The organism is Glaciecola petra (assembly GCF_031846345.1).
Lineage (GTDB): Bacteria > Pseudomonadota > Gammaproteobacteria > Enterobacterales > Alteromonadaceae > Glaciecola > Glaciecola petra.
Genome location: NZ_JAVRHX010000008.1, coordinates 91,948 through 111,514, shown reverse-complemented (window position 1 = coordinate 111,514; position 19,567 = coordinate 91,948). Strand labels below are relative to the sequence as shown.

General features: G+C 40.4%; 17 protein-coding genes. 7 read left to right on the top strand and 10 right to left on the bottom strand.

The annotated features are described in order from the left end of the window. Positions 1-166 precede the first annotated feature (166 nt). The gene (locus RM552_RS17285; protein WP_311370137.1) at positions 167-640 is read right to left on the bottom strand and encodes a hypothetical protein; all 474 of its coding nucleotides are present in this window, start codon (positions 638-640) and stop codon (positions 167-169) included. Positions 641-1,010: 370 nt separating this feature from the next. Between RM552_RS17285 and RM552_RS17280 the strand changes: the two genes are divergently transcribed. From RM552_RS17280 to lysC, 4 genes are all read left to right on the top strand, one after another. Next, a complete protein-coding gene (locus RM552_RS17280) occupies positions 1,011-2,114 on the top strand; it encodes a PQQ-dependent sugar dehydrogenase (protein ID WP_311370136.1) in 1,104 nt (367 codons plus the stop codon). 226 nt (positions 2,115-2,340) lie between these two features. Beyond that, positions 2,341-4,953, top strand: coding sequence for a bifunctional aconitate hydratase 2/2-methylisocitrate dehydratase (gene acnB, locus RM552_RS17275; protein WP_311370135.1), 2,613 nt, complete (start codon positions 2,341-2,343; stop codon positions 4,951-4,953). An 86-nt stretch (positions 4,954-5,039) separates the two neighbouring features. Then, positions 5,040-5,585, top strand: a complete 546-nt coding sequence (locus tag RM552_RS17270; protein WP_311370134.1) for a DUF192 domain-containing protein — start codon at positions 5,040-5,042, stop codon at positions 5,583-5,585. 29 nt (positions 5,586-5,614) lie between these two features. Continuing rightward, positions 5,615-6,964, top strand: coding sequence for a lysine-sensitive aspartokinase 3 (gene lysC / locus RM552_RS17265; RefSeq protein WP_311370133.1), 1,350 nt, complete (start codon positions 5,615-5,617; stop codon positions 6,962-6,964). Here lysC and RM552_RS17260 read toward each other — a convergent pair whose 3' ends face one another. The 8 genes from RM552_RS17260 to RM552_RS17225 form a co-directional block, all read right to left on the bottom strand. Continuing rightward, a complete protein-coding gene (locus tag RM552_RS17260; protein ID WP_311370132.1) occupies positions 6,965-7,123 on the bottom strand; it encodes a YqaE/Pmp3 family membrane protein in 159 nt (52 codons plus the stop codon). It lies immediately after the preceding gene. A 122-nt stretch (positions 7,124-7,245) separates the two neighbouring features. After that, positions 7,246-9,270, bottom strand: coding sequence for a methyl-accepting chemotaxis protein (locus RM552_RS17255; protein ID WP_311370131.1), 2,025 nt, complete (start codon positions 9,268-9,270; stop codon positions 7,246-7,248). Between the two features lie 71 nt (positions 9,271-9,341). Continuing rightward, positions 9,342-10,163 carry a symmetrical bis(5'-nucleosyl)-tetraphosphatase gene (locus tag RM552_RS17250; RefSeq protein ID WP_311370130.1) on the bottom strand — a complete coding sequence of 274 codons (822 nt, stop codon included), beginning with the start codon at positions 10,161-10,163 and terminating at the stop codon, positions 9,342-9,344. Beyond that, the gene (gene apaG / locus RM552_RS17245; RefSeq protein WP_311370129.1) at positions 10,164-10,538 is read right to left on the bottom strand and encodes a Co2+/Mg2+ efflux protein ApaG; all 375 of its coding nucleotides are present in this window, start codon (positions 10,536-10,538) and stop codon (positions 10,164-10,166) included. It abuts the gene before it with no gap. Further along, the gene (gene rsmA / locus RM552_RS17240; RefSeq protein ID WP_311370128.1) at positions 10,516-11,340 is read right to left on the bottom strand and encodes a 16S rRNA (adenine(1518)-N(6)/adenine(1519)-N(6))-dimethyltransferase RsmA; all 825 of its coding nucleotides are present in this window, start codon (positions 11,338-11,340) and stop codon (positions 10,516-10,518) included. The genes apaG and rsmA overlap by 23 nt, the downstream gene beginning before the upstream one ends. Beyond that, positions 11,337-12,314, bottom strand: coding sequence for a 4-hydroxythreonine-4-phosphate dehydrogenase PdxA (gene pdxA / locus RM552_RS17235; protein WP_311370127.1), 978 nt, complete (start codon positions 12,312-12,314; stop codon positions 11,337-11,339). Before pdxA ends, rsmA begins: the two co-directional genes overlap by 4 nt. A gap of 39 nt (positions 12,315-12,353) precedes the next feature. Next, positions 12,354-13,658 carry a peptidylprolyl isomerase SurA gene (gene surA, locus RM552_RS17230; protein ID WP_311370126.1) on the bottom strand — a complete coding sequence of 435 codons (1,305 nt, stop codon included), beginning with the start codon at positions 13,656-13,658 and terminating at the stop codon, positions 12,354-12,356. A gap of 71 nt (positions 13,659-13,729) precedes the next feature. Next, a complete protein-coding gene (locus RM552_RS17225) occupies positions 13,730-15,970 on the bottom strand; it encodes an LPS-assembly protein LptD (protein WP_311370125.1) in 2,241 nt (746 codons plus the stop codon). Between the two features lie 339 nt (positions 15,971-16,309). On the opposite strand from RM552_RS17225, the gene djlA reads away from it, so the two are divergent. Continuing rightward, entirely contained in the window at positions 16,310-17,152 is an 843-nt protein-coding gene (gene djlA, locus RM552_RS17220; protein WP_311370124.1) for a co-chaperone DjlA, read from the top strand. On the opposite strand, the gene RM552_RS17215 is transcribed toward djlA, so the two are convergent. Then, positions 17,149-17,466 carry a hypothetical protein gene (locus tag RM552_RS17215; RefSeq protein ID WP_311370123.1) on the bottom strand — a complete coding sequence of 106 codons (318 nt, stop codon included), beginning with the start codon at positions 17,464-17,466 and terminating at the stop codon, positions 17,149-17,151. The two genes, djlA and RM552_RS17215, sit on opposite strands and share 4 nt — an antisense overlap. A gap of 300 nt (positions 17,467-17,766) precedes the next feature. On the opposite strand from RM552_RS17215, the gene xerD reads away from it, so the two are divergent. Continuing rightward, positions 17,767-18,678, top strand: coding sequence for a site-specific tyrosine recombinase XerD (gene xerD, locus RM552_RS17210; protein ID WP_311370122.1), 912 nt, complete (start codon positions 17,767-17,769; stop codon positions 18,676-18,678). Positions 18,679-18,838: 160 nt separating this feature from the next. Then, entirely contained in the window at positions 18,839-19,567 is a 729-nt protein-coding gene (gene dsbC, locus RM552_RS17205; RefSeq protein WP_311370121.1) for a bifunctional protein-disulfide isomerase/oxidoreductase DsbC, read from the top strand.

The window sequence follows — 19,567 nt, the reverse complement described above, 5'->3', positions numbered from 1 at the left end:
ACTTACACTACCTATATTTAACACTATTTTTACAAATAGAGATCATCAAATATATTTTACTTAATGCATCATTCTTTTTTATGTGGAGCTAGCCACATTCATTACCGTTTTTTGTTTAGGAGTGTCTTAAATAGCCATCTAGCCATTTAGTATCTATTTATAAGTCTTAGTCGTTTTGCTGATGTAAAGCGTTATTCAGCTTATGCGTGCGCAGTTGTACAAAGAGGGTACCGCCGATCAAGCCACAGATAACTTGAAAAATCATGCCTAATGAGCTTCTGGCACCTGCTAAAAAACTAAGATTAAGTAAATTATCCATTAAAATTAGTATTGTTAGCATGGCTACACCGCCTGCAAGTGTATATAGATACATCGACTTTAAAGGGGTATATTTACGAAGTAACCATGTGCTGGTAAATGCAATTAAAAATCCAATAAGTACAATAGTGCCATAGGTGGGTAATAAGCCCATTAAATCTTGTACACTCATATACGCGCGGTCACCTAGCGTGATATTGATATCCAACAAAATGAGTTCATGCAGCACAAATTGGGTATGTGCTAAGCAGGCTAAAACAGCCGCCAAAGCAGCGCTGATGAAAAAATGCAAAACAAGCAACAAGTATTTCTTAAAACGCATATTTAATACTGCAATTATTGAGATTAAAAGTGAACACTAGTCTGCAATACTTTTCGCATAAGATATTTGCCGACATTTAGTATGATGAAACTACAGCCTATGCAATACTTCATGAATGTGCAAGTGCTATAAAATTTGCTCACAACTTGCTTTAAAATGAAAAGTTGGCAATATGCTAAACAAAAGAGTAGCAATGACAAGCTCATTTAATACTGTCGGTTATTTGCACTGGCCTAACTGTATTAGCCTAACTGTATTAGCTTAACTAAAGGGGCAACAAAGTATCTTTATACCTACATTTTGTGTCGCCACATTATCACGCAATTGCTTTCGATGTGCAGAGTTACACATAATTAAAATTAGTAAAATAATGGCCGCACTATTGTGTTGTTTAACAATAAATACGGCCGGGGCTCTAGAGACTGGCTTGTCACTAAGTCTGCTCAATGATCAAGTTCCTAAGTCTTATGCTATGACCGTTTCGCCTTCGCAAGAGCTATGGTTAACGCATCGATCGGGTAGCGTAGGTCAGTATGATTCAGCGGGTAATTTGCAGCATACATACCAACTAAATCTACCAGACCTCTATTACGCCGGGCAAGGCGGTTTACTAGACCTCGCTTTCCACCCCAATTATGATCAGAACGATTGGCTATATTTGTCATATTCTTATGGAGATGCATCTCTTAATGGCTTAAAAATTGTTAGGGTTAAGTTATCTAAAGGCGAAAACAAAACGGGCAAGTCAGTAGCATTAGAAACGATATTTGAACAACAAAATTTACGCGATACTGCCGCACATTATGGTGCACGTATGGCATTTATGCCCGATGGTAGCTTGTTGGTGACTACTGGTGATGGTTTTAATTACCGTGAACAGGCCCAGATGCATAATTCTCAAATAGGCAAGACTTTACGCCTTACTGATACGGGTGGTATTCCCAATGACAACCCCTTCTTTAATGCTGAGTCGGAAATTCAGAAACAAGTTTATAGTTTAGGCCATAGAAATCCTCAAGGATTGATTGTGTTGCCCAATGGAAAGGTAGTTGGGCATGAACATGGACCAGCAGGAGGCGACGAAATAAACTTTATCAAGCCGGGCAATAATTATGGTTGGCCAGTTGTCACTGACGGCAAAGATTATATTGGTGGGTTAATTTCGCCGTTTAAAGAATACCCAGGTATGCAAACACCAAACTATAACTGGACACCTTCCATCGCGCCGGCAGGACTTATTTATTATGAGCAAAGCAAAATTGCTCAATTTCAAAATAGGCTAGTTGTCACATCACTTAAATATAAGCAGTTGCACTCAGTGCTGGTAAATGGTGAAAAACTTAGCGACGAAAAAGTATATTTTGAGAATAGCAAATATCGTATGAGAGACATTGCACAAACAAATGATGGCAGAGTATTTGTGTTATCTGATTCAGAGCCAGGGCATATTTTGGAGATTATTGATAGACCTTAGAAATAGCCCTTAGCGACCACAAAAGCAATCAATTGACAAATTTATGTGATTGGACAGTATAATTTTTATCATGAATGTTCAAAATATGCGTTTACTTAGTCGATTATAGTCGCATAATATTCATTTTCAGGCTGTAGATGTTATACTCTGCGACCATTATTTCGTACGCTATCTATCGGATTTATTTAATAATCTGTTTGCCCAGCTCATAGTAGAGGACTCAAAAGTGTTAGAAGACTATCGTAAACATGTAGAAGAACGCGCTGCAGAAGGGATTCCCGCAAAGCCACTAAGCCCAGAACAAGTGTCAGGACTGATTGAATTGTTAAAGAACCCACCTAGCGGTGAAGAAGCGTTCTTGGTAGAGCTCTTGTCTGAACGAGTACCTCCTGGCGTGGATGAAGCCGCTTATGTGAAAGCCGGCTTTTTAAGCGCTATCGCAAAGGGTGAAGAATCTTGCTCGTTAATTAGTAAAGAAGCGGCTGTGCAGCTTTTAGGAAATATGCATGGTGGCTACAACATCGTGACGCTTGTTGAATTACTAGACGATGCCGACTTGGCCGAGCTTGCGGTTGAAGAATTAAAACACACATTACTGATGTTTGATGCTTTCCATGACGTTGAAGAAAAACATCGAGCAGGTAACAAGTATGCCACTGAAATCATGCATTCTTGGGCTGATGCAGAGTGGTTTACATCGCGTGATGATATGCCAGAAAAAATCACTTGCTCAGTATTTAAAGTAACGGGTGAAACCAACACTGACGATTTATCGCCTGCGCCAGACGCATGGTCACGTCCTGATATTCCATTACATGCTAGAGCCATGTACAAAATGACACGCGACGGACTTGAGCCTGAAAAACATGGTGAAATCGGTCCATTAAATCAAATTGAAGATATTAAAGCCAAAGGTCATCAAGTGGCATTTGTGGGTGATGTAGTCGGTACGGGTTCATCACGTAAATCTGCTACAAACTCTGTATTATGGTTCTTTGGTGAAGATTTGCCAGGCGTACCGAACAAGCGTGGTGGTGGTATTTGTATTGGCTCTAAAGTTGCCCCAATATTTTATAACACGATGGAAGATGCAGGCGCATTAGTCTTTGAAGCCGATGTTGAAAAAATGAATATGGGCGACGTTATCGATATTTATCCATTAGATGGCGTGATTAAAAATGCGGAATCAGGTGAAGTATTAGCCGAGTATAGTTACAAGTCTAAAGTACTACTAGATGAAGTCAGAGCCGGTGGCCGTATAAACTTAATAATAGGTAGAGGCTTAACGCAAAAAGCGCGTGAGTCGCTTGGACTTGAGCCAAGCACTGTTTTCCGCGTGCCGGAAATGCCTGCCGCTACCAGCGCTGGCTTTACGCTAGCTCAGAAAATGGTAGGTAAAGCTTGTGGTGTTGAAGGTATGCGCCCAGGTACATATTGCGAACCGCAAATGACCACTGTTGGGTCCCAAGATACAACCGGTCCAATGACCAGAGACGAATTGAAAGATCTAGCTTGTTTAGGTTTTTCTGCAGACTTAACAATGCAATCATTTTGCCACACGGCAGCATATCCTAAGCCGGTTGATATTGACACTCAACATACACTTCCTGACTTTATTATGAATCGCGGTGGTGTATCTTTGCGTCCAGGGGATGGCATTATACATTCGTGGCTAAATCGTATGTTATTGCCCGACACGGTTGGAACCGGCGGTGATTCGCATACGCGCTTCCCTATGGGAATATCTTTTCCTGCGGGCTCTGGCTTAGTTGCCTTTGCTGCAGCGACAGGGGTTATGCCATTGGATATGCCTGAATCTGTGCTTGTTCGTTTTAAAGGTAAAATGAAATCAGGTATTACTTTGCGTGATTTAGTGCATGCAATTCCCTTGTATGGCATCAAAGAAGGCCTATTAACGGTTGCCAAAAAAGGCAAGGTAAATGCATTTTCGGGTCGTATTTTGGAAATTGAAGGCTTAGAAGATTTAACCGTAGAACAGGCCTTTGAGTTGTCTGATGCGTCGGCGGAGCGTTCGGCGGCAGGTTGCACAATCAAGCTATCTGAAGAGTCAATTGCTGAATACTTGACCTCGAATATTACGATGCTTCGTTGGATGATAAATGAAGGTTATGGCGATCCTCGCACATTAGAGCGCAGGGCGCGTAAGATGGAAGAGTGGTTAGCTAATCCATCGCTGATGGAAGCTGATGCAGATGCAGAATATGCTGAAGTGATTGAAATTGATCTTGATGAAATTGATGAGCCAATCTTATGTTGCCCTAATGATCCTGACGATGCGAAAACCTTGTCGGATGTTGCAGGTGACAACATTGATGAAGTCTTTATTGGCTCATGTATGACCAACATTGGACACTTTAGAGCAGCGGGTAAATTGCTAGAGCAGTATGGTGGCACTTTGCCGACACGTTTATGGGTATCTCCACCGACTAAAATGGATAAAGCTGTTTTAATGGATGAAGGTTATTATAATATTTATGGCCGTGCTGGTGTGCGAACTGAAATGCCAGGATGTTCATTGTGTATGGGTAACCAAGCGCGTGTTTTAGCAGGTACTACCGTATTGTCTACATCAACGCGGAACTTCCCGAATCGTCTAGGGGATGGCGCTGACGTTTATCTATGTTCGGCTGAAATTGCCGCAGTGGGTGCAATATTAGGCAAAATTCCGAACAAAGAAGAATATATGGAATATGCGGATAAGATTGATTCTATGCGCTCAGAAGTTTTCCGTTATTTGAATTTTGATAAAATTGATTCATTTAAACAAGCAGAAGAAGACGCAAAAGCGAAGATCATACCGACTTTAAATGTGGCATAAGCTTATTGCTTAACTCATAGACAGCAAACACATGCTGTGTATGAAGTGATTTTTGCTTTAATGATTAAAAAGGCTGAGTCTAATAAATGACTCAGCTTTTTTTATATCAAAAGAGCTTAGAAAAGTCTTTTCGACCTGTTATTATCGTCTATAGAAAGAAACCTTTTAATGAATTGCAAAATAAGAATGGAGAAGCTGAAGTGATTAGATTATTGCCCTCGCTGATACTGCTTACTGTACTATTATTTGGCAATAGCATATTGCACGCCGAAGATGATGATAAAGTCAGCATAAAGATAGGTGAGAAAATGCTGAATATTGCTTATGCTGATTCGCCTTTAGAACGACAACTAGGCCTAATGTACCGAAAAAAGATGTGCGAAGATTGTGGTATGTTATTTAAATTTGAACGCTCTAAAATAGCGGGCATTTGGATGAAAAATACATACATACCTTTAGACCTAGCTTATATAACAAAAGATGGCATTATTGTGGATATTAAACCATTAACACCACATGACCTTGTCGCGGTAAACTCGCCTGAACCTGTATTATATGCGCTAGAGATGAATCAAGGTTGGTTTGATAAACAGAACATTCGAGTTGGAGATAAAGTCGATTTGCTGCCTTAGGCATTCGCGTTTCTGAGAAAGGAATTTACATGCAAAACCCCATTAATGTAGCCAAGTTTGGCGGAACAAGTGTTGCCAATTATCAGACGATTTGCAATTGCGCACAGATCGTTATCAACAATACCACTACCAAGGTAATGGTTGTCAGCGCTGCAGCGGGTATCACTAATCATTTGGTTAAACTTGCTAACGAAGCACTAAGCTCGGAGCAAATCACTGACATTATCGAAAAAATTCATCAAATCGAAATAGCGATTCTTAGCAAAATACCATCGGCACAAAATGTTGAAACCAAACTCTATGATTTATTAGCTGAGCTAGAAAGCTACGCTAGGCATGAAGAAATTAATTATAGAGACGATGTAAAGGATGCTTTAATGTCGATGGGCGAGCGGATGTCATCGCTATTATGTGCTGCCATTTTGCGCGAAAAAGGCGCCAACGCTATCAATTTTGATGTGCGTAAAATATTGAGGACTGACGAAAGGTTTACACAGGCGAGCCCAGATTTAGCAAAAATTAAATTGCTTGCGGAGCAGTTGTTGCTACCCGAACTTGAACATAAAATTGTAGTAACGCAAGGTTTTGTAGGAGCCGATGCTCAAGGAAGAACAACGACTTTAGGAAGAGGTGGTTCTGATTTTACCGCAGCATTAATTGCCGAAGCAATTGGTGCTAAAACATGTGAAATTTGGACAGACGTAATTGGTGTTTACACTACCGACCCTCGCATAACTCAACATGCTAGGCCATTGCCAGAACTTAGTTTTGAAGAAGCCGCAGAAATGGCGACGTTTGGTGCTAAGGTACTTCATCCTGCTACTATGGAGCCAGCATTACGTCAAAATATTAAAGTGTTTGTTGGCTCCAGTAAAGAGCCCGACAAAGGCGGAACGTGGATCAAGAGAGATTGCGATCACGAGCCACCGTTTAGAGCGGTAACGCGGCGAAAAGACCAAGTGATGGTGACCGTTAAAACACCTAAGATGATGTACGCAAAAGGCTTCTTAGAGCGGGTTTTTCATATCATTGCCAAACATGAACTCAGCGTTGACCTTATAACAACGTCTGAAATTGCAGTATCGTTTACTTTAGATAATCCGCCTAATTCAATGTCAGAAAAGATGAACAAAGAAACCTTGATTGAATTGAGCAACATATGTGAAGTCACGGTAGAACGTCATCTCGATGCTGTGACTGTGGTGGGCAACAACATGCATAGTGAAGCAGGTGTATCGTCTAAAATATTTTCAGCGATCTCAGCATTTAATTTGCGTATGATTTGTTTTGGAGCCAATGTACATAATTTATCGTTTGTCATTGACGAAAGCCACAGTGATGAGGCTGTTAGAGCCTTACACAGGGCTTTATTTGAATAGTTATTTTTTTGCAATAATCCACACGGCATGAATAATACCAGGTAGATACCCGCAAATTGTTAGCAAAATATTAAGCCAAAAATGACCTTTTATACCCACTTGTAAAAACACACCCAATGGCGGCAGTATTATTGCAATGATTAGCCTTACGATATCCATATAATTCCTTAATTATTGTTATTGTTAGATGTCACCATCAATGGTATCGGAGCTTAAGCTTTAATACAAACAAAAAAGCAACCGGGTAAAGGTTGCTTTTTTAGAAACGCTAGGCCTTAAATTTAGACTTTAAAGCTACCTATAGACTGCTGCAATTCGCCGGCTAACAATGCAACTTCAGCACTAGATTCAGATGTTTGCTGAGCCCCTGTTGTGGTTTGTTCAGCGATACCAACAATACTTTCTAGACGTTCGCTAATTTCAGAGGAAACCGCATTTTGCTCGCGCGCGGCTTGTTCTATGCGAGTACTCACCTCATAAGCTTTGTGCACCGCATCAGTAATTAAGTTTAGTGCTTCACCTGCTTGTTCTGTTTGTTCAACACAAGCAACAGTTTGTTCTTTACCTTGATTCATTACCGCTACCGCTTTTTCTGCGCCCGCTTGTAATACTTCAATCATAGAATTAATTTCTTGGGTTGATTCTTGTGTACGGCTGGCTAAGGTTCTAACTTCATCTGCAACAACTGCAAACCCTCTGCCTTGTTCGCCCGCTCTGGCAGCTTCAATAGCGGCGTTCAGTGCTAACAAGTTGGTTTGGTCAGCTACACCTCGAATAACATCCAGTATGCCACCGATACTTGCACTATCTTGATGAAGCTTATTAATCACTTCAGCAGCTTGCTCAACATCGTTTGCTAATACTTGAATGGTTTGTTTATTTTTACCTGATATTTGTTTTACTTTTTCAGCTTCGTTGTCAGCTTCTTTTATCTGTTTGAGCGTGTCTTCAGCATTGGTAGAGACTAATTCTGACGTTGTGTGCATTTCGGTCGTTGCTGCTGCAATTTGTGATATTTGCGACTTTTGATCTTCAATAGAAACAGTCGTTTGCTTCGTGATGGTTGATGTTTGTCCACTTGCAGCGGCTAATTGGTCAGCACGCTGATTGATAGAGAAGATAAGATCTTTTAGATTATCGATGAGTTTATTGCAATTTTTCGCCAACTGACCAAACTCATCTGTTGAAGAATCATCTAGTCGGTGCGTTAAGTCACCTGAAGACGCAATACCCAATAACTCGTTAACTTTTGCCAAAGGCACAGTGATTGCTCTAACGCTCTTAAAGCCAATAACAGAAGCAATAATGAGAGAAACAACAATAATTGAAAACACCCAAATCATGCTGGTTGAGATGCTGCTTGCTACATCTGCTTTGATGCCACCTGCTTTGGTCGCCGCAAGTTTGTTTAAATTAGTAAGTTGTTCGGTTCCCTGAGCTATGCGTTGATCCGATTCGGCTAAATAATTTTCAGCCCTTTGCACGGCTTCCAATTGTTCCACTTTAGTTCTCAAAATGCCTTGGTTGCTTTCAATAAGGGCTGATATTTCAGAAAGTAATGTTACTACTTCATCAAGCATACCTGATTGGTCCTCGCCACTGGCAGCAGCAACAACCTGTGATATTAGTTCGTCATTTTGTCTTAAAATTGCACGCACATCATCTGAACGTGTTGTGGTTCTGGACAGCATTTGTGTGGTTCGGTAGACATTTATTTCTGAGAACAAAGAAAATAATCGAGATTCGGCTTCACCGCCAATATCAGCCGCTTTTTGCAAATTATCAGATTCACTTACTTCGTCTAAGTCGCTAAAATCTAGCAGCAGAGAAGAAGCGTCGTCTATTTTTTCTTCTAAGTCAGCAACTAAAGAATTAACTTTTGCGCCGCTGTCGAGGGCACTTAAATGTGACTCAAACAAGCGGTCAGTGCTAGTGCTGTATTCTTGATATATGCCAGTTACTTGTGCAACACTTGCGGTTAAGTCATCTTGGCCTGCGACTACGTTGTTAAGGCCTGTAAGGGTTGAATTAAAGTTGTCGCGCGCTTCAAGGTAAGCTGCTTTTTTGGCTTCTACTACTGCTTTTTCGTCAGAAACAAAACCCTCAAACGTTAAACGTCCCATGTTCAAAAACGTTGCCTTTAATTCGGCGCTCCCCGATACTGTCGGCAATGCTAAAGTGCTTAATTCTTCTGATGCCCCACCAATTTTGCTGACGCTCACAATTGATGATATCCCTAATATCACCAATAAAAAACTGATGATAACAAATCCGCCAATTACGCGTGATGCAACGGTAATTCTCATGCTTACTCCTAGGGTTACAAAGTGTAAATATTTATATATTCCATAGGTTATCGACGCAATATAAGATAACTTTATGCTTGTATATGGATAATTTTCTTTGTTTCTATGCAATACATACTTAAGGTGTTACCCCATACAAAACCTGTGTCCAAAGCAACTATATTACTTGGGTTAGGGTGTTTTTTTGGGATTTGCCCTAGGAGTGATGCCCAGTGTCCAAATAAGATGGTTTGTTTCTTTTCCAAGTATTTGTTTTTCATTAAAAACCATGGTTTTAATGATTTGGGTGCGTTTTGGGGGTGGCATTTGGTCTCAAAATCCAACGAAGCATCGTTTTGCAAATACCGCATACGCGTTAACACATTGACGCTAAATCTGAGCTTTTGTATCTCTGTGAGGTCTGAATGCCATTGATGCGGTGAGTTACCGTACATTTTGCTCAAAAATTTTGTAGGTTCTGATTGATTTAAGGCTTCTTGTACTTTATTCGACATTTTAATCGCTTTGTTAAATGACCATCCTGGGTATAGTCCTGCGTGCGAGATGAGTACATTTTTTGTAGGTAAAACCGCGAGTGGTTTAGATTTTAGGAAATCTATATATTTCGGAAATTTCTTATGTTTTGTGAGGGCTTCTAAGCGGTCTTGCGGTTTTAGTTTTGAGATACCATAAGCGTAAGCAATAAGGTGCAGGTCGTGGTTGCCTAGGACGGTTTCAAATTGTGGGCCTAAATCGTGTAAATATTCTAAAGTTTCTAGGCTATGTGGACCTCTCGCGACAAGATCACCTACTGCCCACAATTTATCTTTGTGAGCATCGAATTTGGCTTTTTTTAAAAGACGTCTTAGTCCTTTATAACAACCTTGAATGTCACCAACAACATAGTTGTTCATTTAGTGCACACTATTAGGAACAGATAAACTGAAAACGGGAATCGGCGCATCAAAATCAAATTGCTTATCGTCGCTAAAACTATAATAACCTTGCATTGTACCCACCTCTGTTTTTAGCATTGAGGCGCTAGTATATGAGTATGTTTGCTCTGGCTCTATAAGGGGTTGTTCGCCAACCACGCCATCCCCTGCCACTTCAATTTTCTCACCGTTTCCGTTTGTAATGAGCCAGTAACGGCTAAGCAATTGAATGGTACTGTCACTTTGATTGGTGATGTTTACGGTATAGCTAAATACATAAACCTCATTGGAAGAAGCTTGTCTTTGCTTACCTAGGTATTTAGTAGTGACTTCAATTTGAACGACATGACTCATGGTTTATATTCTCAAAAACTGCATTTGCGAGCGCAGCAAAGTCTGCAAGAGACAATTTTTCGGCTCTGAAGCTTGGGTCTATGTCCAATGTAGTAATTTGTTGCTCATCTAACAAGTTTTTTAAGCTATTTCTTATAGTTTTTCGTCGTTGATTAAATGCAGAGGTCACAACTTGTTGCAAGGTATCAATACAATGCAGATCTACAATAGGTTGTTTGTGGGGTATTAACCTAACCACAGCGGAATCAACTTTTGGAGCGGGTTTAAATGCAGTTGGCGGAACCATCACAACCGGTACAGCTTTACAATAGTATTGTGCCATTACCGATAATCGACCATACAATTTGTCACCGTGGGTTGCGCACAAGCGTTTAACCACCTCTAATTGCAACATAAAATGCATATCTTGAATATGGTTACAAAACTTAAACAAGTGAAACATCAAAGGAGTAGAAATATTGTAGGGCAGATTGCCAAATACGCGAAGTTTCTGGTTGCCATCTACCATACTTGAGAAATCAAACTTTAAAGCATCTTGCTCGACTACATTTAGTTTGTCTTGAATAAAGGGATGCGACCTTAGCCTCTTTGCAAGGTCTCTGTCTAATTCAACAACCGTTAAATCATCAACAAGTTCAGCAACTGGTTCGGTTAGCGCGCCTAAGCCAGGTCCTATTTCAACTAAATTTTCACCGTTCTTTGGACCAATGGCACTGACGATCTTATCTATCACAAATGGGTCATGCAAAAAGTTCTGTCCGAATCTTTTTCGAGCAGTATGACCTAAATGCTTGTTGCTCACAGCTTCAACTTAGCTAATTTAATGGCTTTTTGAATAGCCTTAGACATGCTGCCGGTATCAGCTTGTCCTGTTCCGGCAAGATCGGTCGCGGTGCCATGATCAACTGATGTGCGAATGAAAGGTAAGCCCAAAGTGATGTTGACCGAATTACCAAAACCTTTAAATTTTAAGACAGGCAAGCCTTGATCGTGATACATGGCCAATACTACATCAGCTTGGTCTAAATATTTCGTTTGAAAAATAGTGTCGGCAGGCAAAGGGCCGACTATATTCATCCCACTAGCGCGCAATCGGTCTAGTGTAGGTGTAATCACCATAATTTCTTCTTTGCCTAAATGCCCGTCTTCTCCTGCATGTGGATTAAGCCCACATACATATATACTGGGGTTTGGTATCGCGAATTTTTCTTTTAAATCGCGATACATAATATCTATGACCTTTTCTATTCGTTCTGGAGTAATTGCTTTACTAACATATGCAAGGGGGATGTGGGTGGTCGCGAGGCATACTCTTAGGCCGTCTGTTGCTAACATCATGACAACATCAGATGTGCCAGACTGTTGAGCAAAATATTCAGTATGTCCACTAAATGAAATTCCGGCTTTGTTGATAATACCTTTGTGCACCGGGCCGGTAACAACGGCATCAAAATCGCCTTCCATATTAGCTTCGCAGGCTAAACGAAGTGTATCGACAACATAATGGCCGTTTTCGCTATTTAGCTCGCCAGCAACCGGTTTCACAGCACAGGGGACATGCCTAACAACAAGTCGACCTGCTTTTTGAAGCTGTGGTTTGTGCGGATTATATTCGACCAATTCTATGTTAACACTTAGCATCTTGGCGCGTTCTTCAAGCATTTGCATGTCTGCAAACACCACTAACTCAGCATCCCATGCATTATTCGCTAACAATATGAGAAGGTCAGGGCCAATGCCTGCGGGTTCGCCCGGTGTGATTGCTAAACGTATCATGTTTGTCTCATCAAGGTGTTAACATCATCTGGGTAGTACTTAAGCATTTTCGTCAAGCACTTCAATATACGCCTGATCACGCATTTCTCTTAGCCATGCGTCTGTTTCTTCTTGAAATTTACGATTGAAAATCAGCTGATATGCGCGATCTTCTTTACGTTTATCAGTTGCATCATCAACTCGACGGTCTATAAGTTGAATCAAATGCCAGCCGTGCACGGTGCGAATTGGCTGACTATATTCATCTTTAGTCAAGGTAGCTAAGGCGTCTTTAAACTCAGGCACATATACACTAGGATCATTCCAGCCAAGCTCACCACCTCTTAATGCTGAACCAGGATCTTCTGAGTGTTCTTTCGCTAATTCGGCAAAATCAGCTTCGCCAGCAATAAGTTGCTCTCTAAATTCAGACAACATACTTTCGGCTTTTGCATCACTCAAAATAATCGATGGGGGAATAAGAATATGCCTAGCATTGACTTCTTCTACTTCGACTATTTCAACGCCTCGAGTGTCAGCGATTTGTAAAATATGAAATCCGGCTCCACTTCTAATGGGGCCAATGGTTTGATTTTTCTTTTTGCCTTCAACGGCTTCGGCAAACAAGGTCGGCATGGAATTTATGTTCATCCATCCCATATCTCCACCTTCAAGGGCTTTCGCACCAGAAGATGCGCCTATAGCCAAACGCGCAAAATCAGAACCAGTATCGAGCAGTCCCAATATTCTCTCGGCACGGTCTCTTGCTTCAGTGATTTCTTCTTCAGTTGCGTCACTTCCAATATCAATCAAAATATGGCTAAGTCGATATTCGGCTTGTTCAGCACCTTGTTCGTTCATCAATGACATTAAGGTATCAATTTCTTGCTGAGTAATATAAACCCGTCGACGTACATTAGCGCGTCTTACTTCGCCAGATATTAATTCTTTTCTGATTTGTTCGCGATATTCTTCATAAGGGAGGCCTTCTTTAGCCAATTCGCGCCGGAACGTTTGCATGTCAATATTTTGTTGAGCCGCAATGTTTTCGATTGTTTGGTCTAGTTGAGGGTCACTCACTTGAATACCCATTTTCTCTGCCATTTGCGCCTGCAAGTTCTCTAAAATGAGTCGTTCTATTGCTTGGCGTCGTAATGCTGCATCCGAAGGTAAAGTCTGTCCACTGGTAAGGGCATTAGATTTTACACCTTCCATTAGAACGGTGATTTCACTCTCAAGAATAACCCCTTGGTCAACGATAACGGCCACTTTGTCGAGCAATTCGCGTGCTTGCGATTGCTTAGTAATAAATGAACTTGAAAATACGCCAAGTGCAATGATTAATGCTAAAACTATCTTTTTCATAACTACTCTAGTGTTGATTTTACATTGGTGTTGTTAAAATATTTTGTATATCGGCTATCGTTTATTAGTACCTAATAAAGGGCGAAGGGTTGTCTGTAACCAAACAAGCCTTGGTTTAACATTTCCACTTTTTTATTGCCCGAGCCCATGCCTTTAAATACAAATTGTAAAGCGATACCTGAGTCGAAATCATCCAAATCACGCACGCCATTATTATTAAACCTTGTTGCTAAGTTTTTACGCACAATTAATCGCAATGCCCAGCAACAACTTTCATATTCAATACCCATAAAAGATTCTATGGTTCTTGATCGCTTTAAATCGCGATAGTAACGTCCCACCCAGTGCCAATCTTTATTAATTGGCCAACTAGCTGACACACCAATCTGGTCAATTCGTTCGTTCGACAATTCGCGAATGTAACGATGATTGATTTGCAGAAACTTACTCTCGCTAGGACGGTACTTAGTTGAAAAGCTACTTCTTTCAACTCGGTTTGATTGATTACCAACCTGAATATCAGAGTGCAAAAACCAATTTTGGTTCACTTGCCAGTCTAATTCAGCAGCGACAGATGACCGGTTACCTTCTCGTTGACTATCAATCAATCTAGCATCTTCAATATACAGTATTTGACCAACGCTAACAGTCAATACTTCTTTGTTGTTGCTATCAATTAAACGCGACGTTGCACCTAATGTTACTTGATTATTATCATTAATGCGATCTAAGCCAGTAAATTCTTGGCCTCTAAACAAATTACTAAAGTTGGTAAGTAGCGGTGTTGAATCGTATAGGCCAATCGCAGACTGGTCTTCAAAGCTGGTATACAAATATTGTGCACGTGGTTCTATTGTTAACATATATTCTTGATTAAACAGAGTTTGTTGTTTTTCAAAAATAAGCGAACCGTATAAACGTCCTTGCCCAAGGGTGCGATCTACTCGTTCATCGAGCGTAGAAGTTTGATTTTTGAGATCTTGTTTATACGAGGTATGCAGCACACTTACTTGAGCTAAGAGTTCTCCCCAAGCGCGCTGATATGGCAAACTTATTGACGGTTCAATGTGAAATCTAAGTGCATCTGGTGAGGTTTGTGCGTCATTTTCGAAGTACGCAAGCTCAGAATTGACACCTATATTCAACCATTCATTGATTTTTGAAGTGTATCTTAATTTAGCTTCAGGTAATGCCCGATAATTATTCGCAACCAAACCGATAGTCGTGAAATCTCGAACATTCATCGAGAAATCTAGGGCTTCAGAAGCATAGTTAACACCTACTTGCCGATATAAGTAGGTATCTGCTTGATTATAGTAATCTGAGCCTAAATCAATAATATAATTGTTGTCACTTAAATCACTGATATCGGCTGCTATGGACCAATTTTTTGAGAGTTTACCGCGATGTGAATACCGATAAAAATACCTGGCATCGTTGTCGGCTCGATCATTGTCACTCGGTAAATACTCGATTTGTAATTCGCCTGCGTGATTATCAAATAAATACCTAAATTCAGATTTTAATTGCAAGCCTCTATTGGTCATAAGGCGCGTTGAAAAAGTCGCGTCCAAATTAGGCGCAATATTCCAATAAAAAGGTTGTTCGTATTCTAAGCCTGTAGTTGAAGAGCTTCCAAATTGTGGAAATAAAAAACCAGTTTGTCGTTCGGTAGTAATTGGAAAAGCAAAATAGGGGAGATAAAAAACCGGTACATTGCCTAAATAAAAGCGAGTATTGTATGCTTCTCCGTAGGGTTTTCCCTTGTCGATACTAATTTCAGATGCTTGAATTCTCCAGTCTTCACCGCCTTCTGGGCAAGTAGTAAAAGACACGTCTTCTAGAAGAATGCCTTGTTCTTGGGATATTGACAATATGTCGGCACCACCACGTCCGTTAATGCCTTGTAATTTATAGTCAGTTTCACTCATCTGTAGCAATTTTAAATTGCTATTAACTTCTACCGACTCGCTATTTACTTGCAGTAGTTCGTCGGTATATTGCACGTCACCCGACGCTTTAATTTCGTTACCATTGTCAAGAATATTGGCGCTATCAGCTGTAATGAGAGAGGTCGCACTGGTTATTGAAACATCACCTTCAAAAACTGCTAATTGATCTTTTACAACAAGGGCTGATTCTGAACTCACTATAATGTTATTTGCTGGCACATTAGCGGGTGCGTAATTGAAATCGGTTACCGCACATTGATCTGTTAGTATTGATTTCACATCAGGTAATGCGTTTTCTGTTTGCTGAGCTGAAAAAACAGGCTGTGCATGCCAAGCTAAAAGCATTGTGGTGATGACCATAGGCGCAGTCCATTTGCAAAAAGACGATTTTTGCGAACGTTTACATAACAAAAAAGACCTTAATTTTGGTCGTAAAACGGAAAAAAGCATTAACTAAATTAGACCACAATGTTGAGTGCATAGTAACAGGCGTTTGTCGCCTTTCGGACGAACAAGCACAATCGCTTATAATGGTAATGCTTAAACGCTTATTTACCAACAAAAACCACTAAAAAACTCGAAAAAAACCAGAAAAAGCCTTATCTTTATTGATAATCTTATTTTACTACCCCTTTGTTTCGACATATAAGCTGTCGAGACTGTTTTATCACTAAGTAAATCGGACCTACTAAAACTTATATGAAATACGGAAAAATAATTGGTACTTTGATAGGGGCCATCATTTTTAAATTACCCGGGGCTATTCTGGGATTAATTGTTGGGCATTTGTTTGATATTGCTTATGGCAAGAATTTTTCGAACAAAGGCGGCTTCGCTGCGTTTTTTTCCAACGCTCAGTCACTACAGCAAAAGGCTGTTTTTTTTCATGCCTTATTTTCTGCTTTGGGGCATATCTGTAAAGCGGATGGAAAGGTCACGCCAGAAGAAATAGCGGTGGCCTCCGCTTTGATGGACAATATGAATCTAACCGGAGCTGTTCGTAAAGAAGCTCAACAAGCTTTTCGAGATGGTAAAGCAAGAGACTTTCCATTGGCACAAATGCTCAGTGATTTTAGAAGGCATTGTCATGGTCGACGCGACATCATTCAGGTTTTTCTGGAAATTTTAATCAGCGCTGCGTGTGCAGATGGACGTATTTCAAATGCAGAACTCCTCGTATTAGAAAAAGTAGCATCATCACTGGGGTTTAGTCGTAAAGATTTACATTTTTTGATAACAGCGTACGAGGCTCAACAACGCTTTAGACATGGCAAAGGCAGAAGTCATTCGTCACAACAAGGACGAACATCGAGCGCGTATTCGTCAGGTCAATCGCTGCAAGATGCGTACAAAATTTTGGCTGTTGCTGAAGGCGAAGACGACAAAGCAATTAAACGCGCGTATAAGAAACAAATGTCAGCACACCACCCCGACAAATTAAGCGCAAAAGGTCTCCCTGAGCAGGCATTAGAATTAGCCAAAACAAAAACTCAAGATATCCAAGCAGCTTATGAATTGATTAAAAAAACTCGCGGTTTTTAAGGGCGGTAGTAAGTACCATTTACTCTGAAAATACCGCTGTTAGTCACCACTAACAAGTAATTTGGTTTTTCATGGATAAGCGGATAAATAATCATGTTTTCAGACGGCGATGGTATTGATAAAAACGCCAATTCTTGTTCAGACCACAAGTACACAGTATCGTTAGTGGCCATCCAAACCTTACGTTGAGGGTCTATCTGTATATCTTGAATAAAAGTTTGTGCACTTGAGGAAGGAAGTTTAATAGCTAGATCAATAGAAATACCGTCTATCGCTCTCAGTAGTTTGATGCCTTTTAGTGTACCAATCCACAAGTCTCCTGTGACAGGCCATCTTCTACCGTAAAAACGTTAATAGGGCTAAGTTGCGAGGCAGCAAGATATGTACTGGGTAGCAAGAGGCTCGCCAGTATCGTGAAAAATACTAAGTATTTACTGTTCAACAAGATACAGAAGCGTTGCTTGAGAAGCCTAAGTGGTTTGCACATTCAGAATCATAAATAAATAGTCGTTTGTTGGCATTGGTTGTTATCGGAAAAACAAGGAGAATCTTAATTAATTATAACCGTTTATGGTATTGTAGCTGATATATTCTCATTTTCGTTATTTTGTGCAATGAAGCAAAAATTGAATGACAAAAATCAAGTCGTAATTGACGAATTTGTTAATAGTCTTTGGATAGAAAAAGGGCTTAGTCAAAACACCTTGTCAGCCTATCGAACAGACCTCACTCAGTATACTTTGTTTTTGCAAACGCATTTTGACAACATGCAGGTAATAAATAGCACACAAACACATATTCAAACTTATCTCGCTAGCCGTTTGGAAAAAAAGCTAAGTCAAAGGTCTACCGCCAGAATGCTGAGTACTACCAGAGCATTCTTTGTTCATCAGATAGCGAATAATCGCTGTAAGAAAAACCCAGTTGCCAATATAAGCAATCCTAAACTCCCCCTTTATTTGCCCTCCACATTAACTGAAAAGCAAGTAGATGCGCTGTTAGACGCACCGGATTTAAACGACCCCATACAAATGCGAGACAAAGCAATGTTAGAATTGTTATACGCAACGGGGATTAGAGTGAGCGAATTAGTTAATTTGCAGATGCATGAACTAGGGATGTTACAAGGAGTTGTAAGAGTGACTGGGAAAGGCGGCAAGGAAAGATTAGTACCAATGGGTGAAACGGCGCTTGATTGTGTTGCTGAGTATCTTAAAAATGCCCGACCAGAACTGTTAACACGCCCTATTAATACGGTTTTTCCTAGCCGGCGAGGCAAAACGATGACCCGCCAAACGTTTTGGCATCGAATTAAACGTTATGCGTCACAGGCAGGCATTAAAGTAGCATTGTCTCCACATACACTTAGGCACGCATTTGCTACGCATTTACTTAATCATGGTGCAGACTTACGGGTAGTGCAAATGCTACTGGGGCATTCGGATTTATCAACAACACAAATTTATACGCACGTTGCTACCCATCGAATGCAGTCCTTAGTGAAAGAACACCACCCACGAGGCTAAGTAAGAATTTTTTGGGGCTTGAAAAATATTCGCAAATTTTTACTCTTTTCGGCCGATAAGCTCGTATAATGTTGGATTGATGATTACAAATAAAAATATGAAGTAAAAACCTCGTTTGAACGGTCTACTCATATATAACCGTTATTTTTGGAAGAAGTTAATGAAAGTAAAAGCCGTATTGACCCGTTTATTTTTTGCCTTGTTTGTGGCGCTGACTGTTTCAACAAGTGCACTTGCACAAGACGCTGATGAAGCGTTAATGGCGTCCCTATCTAAAAAGTTAGACTTGGATATTACGGCAATTGCTGATTCGCCAGTACCAGGACTAAAGCAGATTTTCACAGACCGTGGTCTGTTTTATATCAGCGACGATGGTAACTATTTTATGCAGGCGCGTATTTATAATGTTGCCGGTAGCATTGTTGACGAAACTGAAAACGCGCTTAAAGACCTTCGTATTAAAGGTATAGAACGTTTTGCAGAGTCTGCTATTGAGTTTAAGGCCGATAAAGAAGAATATGTGATTAATGTATTTACTGATGCAACGTGTGGATATTGCCGTAAACTACATAACGAAATGGACCAATTAAATGACTTTGGTATTACCGTTCGTTATTTAGCTTGGCCTCGAGCAGGTATCAATAGTCAAGTTTATCGCGATACGGTATCAATTTGGTGTTCAGAGGATCCCCATCAAGCCATTACTGATGCTAAAGCGGGAAAATCAGTTGATGACGCATCATGCGAAAACGAAGTTGCTGAACAGTTCAAATTTGGGCAACGAATAGGCGTTAGTGGCACTCCCAATATCGTTTTACCAAATGGTTCTGTAATTGCCGGATATCAACCTGCTAGCGTGTTAAGAAACACTATAAAAGATAGCATTTAG